The organism is Polaromonas sp. P1_H6, from assembly GCF_056405195.1.
In genome coordinates, this window is sequence record NZ_JBFUCN010000031.1 from 36,282 (window position 1) to 47,132 (window position 10,851).

The 10,851-nt window shown below is 64.0% G+C and carries 10 protein-coding genes; 9 read left to right on the plus strand and 1 reads right to left on the minus strand.

What is annotated here, in order from left to right; genetic code table 11:
* Positions 1–80 precede the first annotated feature (80 nt).
* Positions 81–482 carry an Hsp20 family protein gene (locus tag AC1D1F_RS21550; protein WP_477696832.1) on the plus strand — a complete coding sequence of 134 codons (402 nt, stop codon included), beginning with the start codon at positions 81–83 and terminating at the stop codon, positions 480–482.
* A gap of 30 nt (positions 483–512) precedes the next feature.
* Here the strand turns inward: AC1D1F_RS21550 and tsaD are convergent, their stop codons facing one another.
* Entirely contained in the window at positions 513–1,556 is a 1,044-nt protein-coding gene (tsaD, locus tag AC1D1F_RS21555; RefSeq protein ID WP_477696831.1) for a tRNA (adenosine(37)-N6)-threonylcarbamoyltransferase complex transferase subunit TsaD, read from the minus strand.
* A gap of 193 nt (positions 1,557–1,749) precedes the next feature.
* Between tsaD and AC1D1F_RS21560 the strand changes: the two genes are divergently transcribed.
* The 8 genes from AC1D1F_RS21560 (at position 1,750) to AC1D1F_RS21595 (ending at position 10,359) form a co-directional block, all read left to right on the plus strand.
* Complete coding sequence (locus AC1D1F_RS21560; protein ID WP_007864505.1) at positions 1,750–2,382, plus strand: ANTAR domain-containing response regulator; 633 nt, start codon at positions 1,750–1,752, stop codon at positions 2,380–2,382.
* Between the two features lie 377 nt (positions 2,383–2,759).
* Positions 2,760–4,004: a CmpA/NrtA family ABC transporter substrate-binding protein gene (locus tag AC1D1F_RS21565; protein ID WP_436155286.1), complete on the plus strand. Its 1,245-nt coding sequence runs from the start codon at positions 2,760–2,762 to the stop codon at positions 4,002–4,004.
* Between the two features lie 57 nt (positions 4,005–4,061).
* Positions 4,062–5,030 carry a nitrate ABC transporter permease gene (gene ntrB / locus AC1D1F_RS21570; protein WP_477696830.1) on the plus strand — a complete coding sequence of 323 codons (969 nt, stop codon included), beginning with the start codon at positions 4,062–4,064 and terminating at the stop codon, positions 5,028–5,030.
* 19 nt (positions 5,031–5,049) lie between these two features.
* A complete protein-coding gene (locus tag AC1D1F_RS21575; protein WP_477676543.1) occupies positions 5,050–5,859 on the plus strand; it encodes an ABC transporter ATP-binding protein in 810 nt (269 codons plus the stop codon).
* A 72-nt stretch (positions 5,860–5,931) separates the two neighbouring features.
* Complete coding sequence (locus tag AC1D1F_RS21580) at positions 5,932–8,064, plus strand: ATP-binding protein (protein WP_477676544.1); 2,133 nt, start codon at positions 5,932–5,934, stop codon at positions 8,062–8,064.
* A gap of 63 nt (positions 8,065–8,127) precedes the next feature.
* A complete protein-coding gene (locus AC1D1F_RS21585) occupies positions 8,128–8,499 on the plus strand; it encodes a response regulator transcription factor (RefSeq protein WP_436155290.1) in 372 nt (123 codons plus the stop codon).
* Between the two features lie 11 nt (positions 8,500–8,510).
* A complete protein-coding gene (locus AC1D1F_RS21590; RefSeq protein WP_477654921.1) occupies positions 8,511–8,969 on the plus strand; it encodes a chemotaxis protein CheX in 459 nt (152 codons plus the stop codon).
* 175 nt (positions 8,970–9,144) lie between these two features.
* Entirely contained in the window at positions 9,145–10,359 is a 1,215-nt protein-coding gene (locus tag AC1D1F_RS21595) for an MFS transporter (RefSeq protein ID WP_477654920.1), read from the plus strand.
* The last annotated feature ends 492 nt before the right edge of the window (positions 10,360–10,851 follow it).

A 10,851-nucleotide genomic window follows, 5' to 3' on the forward strand; every position in this document is an offset into this window, starting at 1 on the left:
TGGTGTGCATGCGGCAATCACGGTGAACGCCGCGCAGTGTAAGGGGAAACCGCCCCTTGTTAACCCATCAAGGAATCGCCATGTTTTACTCTCTCGCCAACCGCCCCGCTCGCGCTTTTCATCGCCACTATGCACCCGTCGTGAGCAACGGCGCACTCGAAAAATTCCTCAACGACACCTTCACCTCGCTCTCCGACACCGGCGCCGCCAAATCCGCCAGCGTCGAAGACCTTGAAAAGGCCTATAGCCTGCAACTCGACGTTCCCGGCCTGGCCCGCGAGCATCTGGACATCGGCATCGAAGGCGACGTGGTTCGCGTGTCCAGCAAGGAAGATGCTCCCCGCAAGATCAAGGCTGCCTGGCGCTTCCCGCTGGAAATCGACACCGCCAACAGCAGCGCCAAGCTGGAAAACGGTGTGCTGACGTTGGCGCTGGCCAAGAAGGTCCCCGTCAGCAACGTGACGCACCTCGATATCCAGTAATTGGATCGTCCGGACTTCAGGCGGTACGGCTCAGGCCGGCTCTGCCTGCAATTCCACAAGATTCCAGCGCGGCTTCACGTCAAAGGTGTAGCTGCGCTTTAGCGCTTCAAGCCCGGTTTGCAGCCGCATGCCGGCAGCAAGCGCGATCATGGCGCCGTTGTCGGTGCACAAATGCAGTTCGGGGTAATGCACACGAATACCGCGCTGCTTGCACACAGCATTGAGTTGACTGCGCAGCAAAGCATTGGCGCCAACGCCGCCCGCCACCACCAGCCGCTTGAGCCCGGTTTGCGCCATGGCGGCCAATGACTTCTTCACCAGCACCTCCACAATTGCCGCCTGCGTGGCCGCCGCCAGGTCAGCCTTGCGGCTTTCCAGGTCCGGCCCCAGCTTTTTGGCCTGCGTCAGCACTGCGGTCTTGAGCCCGGCAAACGAAAAGTCCAGGTCGCCGCTGTGCAGCAAAGGCCGCGGCAGCTTGAAAGCGGTCCCGTCGCCCCCCTCTGCCAGTTTGGACAGATGCGGTCCACCGGGATAAGGCAGGCCCATGAGCTTGGCCGACTTGTCAAAAGCCTCGCCGGCCGCGTCGTCAATGGTTTCACCGAGCAGCTCGTAGCTGCCCACGCGGTCCACCCGCATCAGCTGCGTGTGCCCGCCGGAGACCAGCAAGGCCACAAAAGGAAACTCAGGCGGATCCGCGCTCAGGAAAGGCGACAGCAGGTGGCCCTCCAGGTGATGCACCCCCATGGCCGGTTTGCCCAGCGCCGCTGCCAGCGAACAGGCTACGCCAGCGCCCACCAGCAGCGCTCCCGCAAGACCGGGCCCGCGCGTGTAAGCCACCACGTCGACCTGTGCCAGGCTGCTGCCCGCCTCCGCCATCACCTGGTGCGTCAAAGGCAAAACACGCCGGATATGGTCCCGGCTCGCCAGCTCAGGCACCACACCGCCATAAGCCTGGTGCATGTCGATCTGGCTGAACAGGGCGTGCGACAGCAGGCGCGGCACGGCACTGCCGCTGGCATCCACCAGCGCCACACCGGTTTCGTCACAACTCGATTCGATTCCAAGAACTACCATCATTCGAGTGTAAGGTTTAGGCAATGCCCCCAAAGGAGGCGAACCATCCCAACTTGCGACCGTGAAGTTCTTCACACCAGCATGAGCCGCGGAACCGGCTTTGCCGGGCCGCAGGCGGGCGGCCCCCTCGGCGGGGCAGGGAGCGACACGAAGTGCGCGACCGTGGGGGCACGTTTCTTGCACTTACGGCTCCATGACACCGTCCCAATCCCTGCGCCTTGTCATCATCGCCCCGGACCTGCTGGAGTCCGTATCCGATGACGCCCATGCGCGGGAACTGGCCGAACGCTCTCGCCAGTTGCGCATCGGGCTGCTGGAGAACGGTTACAACATCGTCGCGGTGCTCCCGGCCGACACCTTCCTGGACGAACGACTGGCGCAACTGCAACCCGACATGATCATCGTGGACGCCGAAAGCGAAGCCCGCGATTCGCTGGAGCACGTGGTGATGGCGACCCGGGACGCCCGTCGGCCCATCGTGCTGTTCACCAATGACAACGACACCAGCCACGTCAAGGACGCCGTCGCTGCCGGCGTGTCAGCCTATGTGGTGGCCGGCCTGTCCCCGGACCGTATCCGTCCCATCCTGGACGTGGCCATGGCGCGCTTTGAGCACGAGCAGGGCCTGCGCAAGGAACTGGCGCACGCCAAAACCGAGCTGCATGAGCGCAAGGTCATAGACCGGGCCAAGGGCATGCTGATGCAGCGCCAGGGACTCTCGGAGCAGGCCGCCTACGAAAAGCTGCGCAAGGCCGCCATGGACAAGGGCCTGCGGCTTGGCGAAGTGGCCCAGCGCATGCTGGACGCCCTGGACCTGCTGGGCTGATCCACCGGCTTGGCCGCCCCGGCCACCCTCAATTGGTGCAGCGCACAAATCAGGTGCACCTATCGGGATCCACATCGCGGCGCTTCGACCATGTGAAGTTTTTTCAGGGCGTGCGTGATTGCAGGCACAAGAAGACTTCCCTGGCATCTCCACTCTCAAGAACAACTCTTTTGGCAACGCTGGCCAACCCTGGCACAGCTTTTGCAATGCCCTAGGCACTGGTCAATGATGGCCATCCGGCACAGCACTTCAACGGCGAAGTGTGTGGTGCCCCAAGGAACAAAGGCGTTCGCACCCTGCATCACGTTCAACGTGGCTGCCCGGGTCGAGCGCCTTTTTTGTTTTTGTCTTTTGCTTTTTTTACCTGGAGCCGACACATGACTGAACTGCTGAAATCTTCGCTGACACGCCGCACCGTGCTGCAGGCCGCGGCCGTGGGCGCCGTGGGCATCAACCCCGCCCTGCGCGCCGCCGTGTATGCCCAAGGCTCCGACGCGCCCGAGAAAAAGGAAGTCAAGATCGGCTTCATCCCCCTGACCGACTGCGCCTCGGTGGTGATGGCCTCGGTACTGGGCATAGACCAGAAATACGGCGTCAAGATCATCCCGACCAAGGAAGCCAGCTGGGCCGGCGTGCGCGACAAGCTGGTCAACGGCGAACTGGACTTCGCCCACGTGCTTTACGGCCTGGTCTACGGCGTGCACATGGGCACGGCCGGCCCCAAGAAGGACATGGCCGTGCTGATGACGCTCAACAACAACGGCCAGGCCATCACGCTGTCCAAGAAGCTCGCCGACAAGGGCGCCGTCGACGGCGCGGGCCTGGCCAAGCTGATGGCCAGCGACAAGCGCGAATACACCTTCGCCCAGACCTTTCCCACCGGCACGCACGCCATGTGGCTGTACTACTGGCTGGCCGCCAACGGCATCAACCCGATGAAGGACGCCAAGGTCATCACCGTGCCGCCGCCGCAGATGGTGGCCAATATGCGCGTGGGCAATATGGACGGCTTCTGCGTGGGCGAGCCCTGGGGCCACCGCGCCATCATCGACGGCATAGGCGTGACCGCAGTGACCACCCAGGACGTCTGGAAGGATCATCCCGAAAAAGTGCTGGGCACCACCGCCGACTTCGTCAAGAAATACCCCAACACCGCGCGCGCCGTCACCGCCGCCATCATCGAGGCCGGCAAATGGATTGACGCCAGCCTCTCCAACAAGAACAAGATGGCCGAGACCGTGGCCGACAAGAGCTACGTCAACACCAGCGTCGACGCCATCAACCAGCGCATCCTGGGCCGCTACCAGAACGGCATGGGCAAGACCTGGGACGACCCCAACTACATGAAGTTCTACAACGACGGTGCGGTGAGCTTCCCTTACCTCTCCGACGGCATGTGGTTCCTCACGCAGCACAAGCGCTGGGGCCTGATCAAGGAGCATCCCGACTACCTGGGCATTGCCAAGCAGATCAACCACATCGACGTCTACAAGCAGGCAGCCACGGCCGCCAAGGCCAGCGTTCCCAAAGAGATCATGCGCAGCAGCAAGCTGATGGACGGCACGGTCTGGGACGGCAAGGACCCGAAAAAGTACGCCGACAGCTTCAAGGTTCACGCCTAGGCCCGCGCCCCGCCACCCGCCCACCGAACCTTCCACCCCACGCAAAGAGGTCACGCCATGGTCAGTGCCGTATTCCACAGCCCGCTCGAGGCCGCGCCCGCGGCCCGCGGCGGCGACAAAGCCCGAGCCCGGGATACCGGCGCCCTTCCATCGGCGCCCGCCGCCAACGACATGACAAATCCCACCACCCCTTCCCCCGCGGTGCAGGCGGCCGCCGCCACCCCGCCGGCGCGCGCGCCCTGGGACGCCTCTTTTCTCTGGCTGGCCCTGCTGCCGCCCCTGCTGGGCCTGGGCCTGCTGGTGCTGGTATGGGAGCTGGTCTTCATGGGCACGGGCGGCAGCATTCCCTCGCCCAGGGACACCTTCACGCAGGCGGTGCAGATCTTCAGCGACCCCTTCTACAGCAAGGGCCCCAACGACCAGGGCGTGGGCTGGAACGTGCTGTCCTCGCTCAAGCGCGTGGCCATGGGCTTCGGCATGGCGGCCGTTGTCGGCATCCCGGTCGGTTTCATGATCGGCCGCTTCAACTTTTTGAGCCGCATGTTCAACCCGCTGATCAGCCTGCTGCGCCCGGTCTCACCGCTGGCCTGGCTGCCGATAGGCCTGCTGGTGTTCAAGGGCGCCAACCCGGCCGCCATCTGGACCATCTTCATCTGCTCGATCTGGCCCATGATCATCAACACCGCCGTCGGCGTGCAGCGCGTGCCGCAGGACTACATGAATGTGGCGCGCGTGCTCAACCTCAGCGAATGGAAGATCGTCACCAAGATCCTCTTCCCCGCCGTGCTGCCTTACATGCTGACCGGCGTGCGCCTGGCCGTCGGTACCGCCTGGCTGGTGATCGTCGCGGCCGAGATGCTGACCGGCGGCGTCGGCATCGGCTTCTGGGTCTGGGACGAGTGGAACAACCTCAACGTCAAGAACATCATCATCGCGATCTTCGTGATCGGCATCGTCGGCCTGGTGCTGGAGTTCGCCCTGATCAAGCTGGCCACCGCCTTCACGTTTGAAGAAGTCAAGAACTGATCTCGAAAGGAACCAAGCCATGACATCCTTCACCACCAAGTACATCGAGATCCAGGGCGTAGCGCAAACCTTCAAGACAAAAAAAGGGCCGTTCCGTGCGCTGCAGAACATCAACCTGACGGTCGCCAAGGGCGAGTTCGTCGCGCTGATCGGCCATTCGGGCTGCGGCAAGTCCACGCTGCTGAACCTGATCGCCGGCCTGACGACGCCCACCGAGGGCAGCCTGCTGTGCGCCAACCGTGAAATCGCCGGACCCGGGCCCGAGCGCGCCGTGGTGTTCCAGAACCACTCGCTGCTGCCCTGGCTGACCTGTTTTGAAAACGTCTACCTGGCAGTCGAGCGCGTCTTCTCGGCAACTGAAAACAAGGCCCAGCTCAAGGCCCGCACCGATGCGGCGCTGGCCATGGTCGGACTGACCGCGGCGGCGCAAAAGCGCCCCGGCGAAATATCGGGCGGCATGAAGCAGCGCGTCGGCATCGCGCGCGCGCTGTCGATGGAGCCCAAGGTGCTGCTGCTCGACGAACCCTTCGGCGCGCTGGACGCGTTGACCCGCGCCAAGCTGCAGGACGAGCTGCTGCAGATCGTGGCGACCACGCAGAGCACGGTGGTGATGGTGACCCATGACGTCGACGAGGCGGTGCTGCTCTCGGACCGCATCGTGATGATGACCAACGGCCCCTCGGCCACGATCGGCGAAATCCTGCAGGTCGAACTGCCGCGGCCCCGCTCGCGCGTGGCGCTGGCCGAGGACATCCGCTACCTGGGCTACCGCAAGGCCGTGATCGATTTTCTCTACACACGCCAGGGCCACGTCGAAAAAGCGGCCTGACAGAGCCCACGGGAACCCGCGCCGCGAAAGGGCGCGGCGACCGCCACAAAAATTAGCATAGGGAGGGTTTCCATGTCTGCTGTTTTGCCTGTTCGAGGCGCCGACAGAATCGTTGTCCCCCAGGGCACGCGCACCGCGCCTTCGCAAGGCCTTGCCTCGCTCGGAAAGTACCGCGAAATCATCATCGCGGTCGCCTTCTTCCTGCTGTTCGACCTCGGGGTGCTGGTCCTGAACTTCTACACCTCGTTCAAGATCGACCAGGACACCGTGGCCATCAACCTCTCGGGGCGCCAGCGCGTCGTCTCGCAACGCGTCGCGCGCACCCTGCTGGAGCTTGACGCCATGCGCGTCTCGGGCGCAGCCTACAAGCCCGAAACCCTGGCGGAGCTGCGCGCGGGCGCCAAAATCTTCCAGGTGTCGCAACTGGCGTTTCGCGAAGGCGGCACCATTCCGGGCGGCGACGGCAAGCCGGTCTACCTGGAGCCCGTGGTGTCCAGCCGCGGCCGTGAGCTCGAGGAAAAGGTGGAGCTGGTCTGGAAGCCCTACTTCGCCCTGCTCCAGCCGCTGCTGGCCGGCGACAACTTCACGCAGCAGGAGCTGGCCGCCGCGCTGGCCTACAGCCAGGCCCACAACATCCAGCTGCTGGGTGCGGCCAACGACTTCGTGACCGAAACACAGCAGATAGGCGCATCGCGCGCCAGCGTGCTGCGCATGGTGCAGACCGGCGGCATCGTGCTGGCCCTGCTGAATTTCGCCTTCATCCTGTTCAAGTTCCTGAGGCGCCTGAAAATCTCCGACGCCGCGATTGAAGCGGCGACCGAGGAAACCCGTGAAATCCTCACCAGCGTCCGTGAAGGCCTGTTCCTGCTGACGCCGGGGCACCAGCTCGGCTCCCAGCTGTCCCTTTCGACCCACGCGCTGTTCGGCAAGACGCTGGCGCCGGGCCAGAATTTCTTCGAGGTGCTGTCCACGCTGGTGTCCGCCAAAGCCCTGACCGATGCGCGCGACTATGTCGAGCTGCTGTTCTCGCCGCATGTGAAGGAGCAACTGGTCCAGGGCATCAACCCGCTCTCCGAAGTCGAACTCACCGTCAGGAACCGGCTGGGCCAGGACACGGCCCGCTACCTGTCCTTTCATTTCAACCGGGTTCAGGACGGCGCCGCCGTGCGGCACCTGCTGGTCACCGTGCAGGACATCACGCAGAAGGTCGAACTGCAGGCCAGGCTGGCCGGCGAGCGCCAGCGCTCGCAAAAAGAGCTGTCCATGATGCTCAAGGCCTTCGAGACCGAGCCGGCCATGATGCGGGCCTTTGTCGAGCGCGCCGAGGCCTCGCTGCTGGAAGTCAACGACCTGCTGCGCAGCACCTCTTCAGCCGCCTCGGAAGCCCAGGTGCTCAAGGCCGTGGACGGCGCCTACCGCCGCATCCACGCCTTCAAGGGCGATGCCGCTTCCCTGGGCCTGGAAATCCTGGCCACGCTGGCGCACCAGTTCGAGAGCGAACTGCAAAAACTCAAGGACAACGGCGCCGCCACCGGTGACGCGCTGCTGGCCCTGCCGCTGCCGCTGGAGGACCTGCTGTCCAAGGTCGGCGCCTTCAAAGCCCTGAGTCGCAAGCGCTCAGGCGATAGCGCAGCGTCCGGCTCAGGCGACTCGCCACAGGGTCTCAACACCGCGCTTGCGCAACTGGCGGCCGAGGTGGCCGCTGACTGCGGCAAACGCGTGAACACCGACCTGCGCATGGCCGGCACACCCGATATACCGCCGGCCAAAATGCACCTGGTGCGTGAGATCGCCATCCAGCTGCTGCGCAACGCCGTGGTGCACGGCGTGGAAAAACCCGCCGCGCGGCAGGCCGCCGGCAAAGCCGCCGAAGGCCAGGTCAGCGTGGCGCTGGGCCAGGACGAGGCCGGGCAGTGGCAGCTCACCGTTCGCGACGACGGCGCCGGCCTGAAGGCAGCCGACATGCGGCGGCGCCTGCTGGAACTTGGCTGGTACAACGCCGAGCAGTTGGAGAGTTTCAGCGACAGGCAGATCGTCGCGAACATCTTCAAGCCCGGGTTCTCCACCGCCGGCGGAACGTCCCGGCATGCCGGCCGCGGCGTCGGCCTGGACCTGGTGCAAGCCAACGTGCAGAGCCTGGGCGCGCGCCTGCTGCTGTCCAGCACGCCCGGCCAGCACACCGAGTTCCGGGTCGTGTTTTCCTGAGGCCGCATGACATGACCCACATCCCAAACCAACCCCCACCTCAATCGCAAAAGGAGGCTCACCATGCGACTGCTGATTGTTGACGACTCCAACATGATCCGCACGCGCATCTCGCGCGTGGTGCAAAACGGCGGCATCAAGGGCATCGTGCTCGCGGGCCTGGCCAAAAACGGCCACGAAGCCGTGCGGCTGGCCCGGGCCACGCGGCCCGAAGTCGTCACCATGGACCTGACCATGCCCGAGATGGACGGCATCGAATGCATTTCCGCGCTGCTCAAGCTGGACCCGACGGTCAAGATCCTGGTGGTCAGCGCGCTCAGCGACAAATCGACGGCCATCCAGGCGCTCAAACTGGGCGCGCGGGGCTTTGTCGCCAAACCTTTCACCGATGAAGAGCTGCAGATGGCATTGCTCGACATCGCCGACATGCGTTAAGGAAGACCGCTGTGGCCACACTCAACGAAACCGACCTCAAGCTGTTTGTCGACTCGATCCGGCATTACCTGAAAGTCACGACCCGGCAGGAGCCGCAAATCACCTCGGCCTACCTCGGCACGGGCGATATCGAAGGCTTTGAATTCAACGGCATCGTGGCCTTTTCAGGCAGCCACAACGGCCATGTGATGGTCTCCATGCCGGGCAAGCTGGTGCGCGAGATTTTGCTGCTGCAGCATGAGACCGACCTCAGCGACGGCAACCTGCTGGACGCGGTGGGCGAGATCGCCAACACGCTGGCCGGCAACGCGCGCAAGGCCCTGGGGTCCGAGTTGCAGATCTCGGTGCCGGTCAAGATGCAGGGCACGCAGGGCATGAAAGCCCGGGTGCGCACCCGCCCCTATGTCATCACGCTGCGCTGGAACCACTATTCGGCCATGGTGTGCGTCGACATGGACCGCAAGAACTGACTACCCGCCAGGCCTGCCAGGGCGGCCTTGGTGCACGTATTTTGTGCGGCGCACCAAAATAAACAGGAACCAGGGCCAAAACCGCGCTTCAAGGGTGCGTTTTGCATGCCCCATGGTGGCACCCTTTTTGCACTGATTCTGTGAATCAACCATCTTCACAGAAAGAACTTGCACCATGGCGGGGTTTCGTAGTTTTCTCAAGGCCGGTCACGCGCCCACGCTGGGGGCGGCGTTTTTTTACTTCGCCTTCTCATGTTGCATCTGGGTCATGAACGGGGCCATGGCGCCCTTTATTTCCGAGACCTATAACCTTTCGCCCACCCAAAAGGGCGTGATGCTCTCGGTGCCCATCTTCGCCGGCGCGCTGATGCGCTTTCCGCTGGGCGTGCTGGCCCAGTACATAGGCCGCAAAAATGCCACGCTGGTGGAAATGGGCCTGATCATGGTGGCGCTGCTGTTCGGCTACTTCGTGGTCGACTCCTACAGCAGCCTGCTGGCCATGGGCGTCCTGCTCGGCATCGCCGGCGCCAGCTTCGGCGTCGCGCTCAGCCTCGGCTCCGGCTCCTTCCCGCCGCGCTACAAGGGCCTGGCCATGGGCCTGGTCGGCGCCGGCAACGTCGGCACCGCCGTCTCGGTGCTGGTGGCGCCCGCGCTGGCCCAGCGCTTCGGCTGGCAGTCGGTCTACGGCATCGCCGCCGTGGCCATGCTGCTGCCGCTGATCGCCATGATCGTGTTTGCCAAGGAACCCGACGACGTGGACAGCCACGCCACGCTGCGCGAGCACGTCGCCTGCCTGTTCGAAAAAGACGGTTGGGCCTTCAGCCTGATCTACGCGGTGAGCTTCGGCGGCTTTATCGGCCTGGCCACCTTCCTGCCCTCCTACTACTACGACCAGTTCGGCGTCAGCAAGGTGCAGGCGGGCCAGCTGTCCATGCTGGCGGCCTTCATGGGCGCCGCATTGCGAATCTTCGGCGGCTGGATTTCCGACCGCTGGGGCGGCGTCAACACCCTGAGCGTGGTGCTGCTCACCATCGCCGCCACCCTGGTCGCCTGCGGCCTGGCCGGCGGCTCTCTTGTGGCCACCACGCTTCTGGTGATGCTGTGCTTTGCCGCCCTGGGCGCGGGTAACGGTGCGCTCTTTCAACTGGTGCCTTTGCGATGGCCGCTGGCTACTGCGGTGGCTGGTTCGATGATTGGGGAGATCGGTGCGCTCGGCGGTGGGTTGGTGCCCAATGCCATGGGGGTGTCCAAGCAATATGCTGGTACCTATATGTGGGGGTTCTTCTTTTTTGCCGCGTTGGCTTTGGGGATGCTTGTCATGTTGCGGGTTATGCAGATTCGGTGGACGAGGACCTGGGCTGAGAAAGGTGGACGTGCTCGCGGCGCATGAAATTCGGGTTCTGTTCCCCAGTGGGCTAGGCTGGTCCGCGTTCCGACGGCGCGCTCTCGGCTGAGTGCTGCTGGCCGGGGTTGCCGGCAGCAAGTAACTTTCTTTTGCTTCGCCAAAAGAAAGTCACCAAAGAAAAGGCGACCCGCAGTCTGGGTCCCTACGCTGCGCTACGGGCAACCTGCGGTGCTCGACTACGGCGGGGTCTCGCGCAAACTCGCCTTCGGCTCAGACAAGCGCGATCCCTGATCCGCCTACGTCTGCGCTCCTCGGCCCAGCCAGGACGGGGCAATCGGGAGCGGAAGCGGGAACGGAAGATAGAAATACAAAGAACAAACCAAGACAACAAGGACTCGCCGTGGCGAGTCCTTGTTTCTTAGGTATTGGTATTCCTTCCCCACCCCTTGTGGATGCGCCGAGGAGCGCAGGTTCAGGCGGATCAGGGATCGCGTTGTTTGAGCCGAAGGCGAGTTTAGCGAGACCCCGCCTGAACCG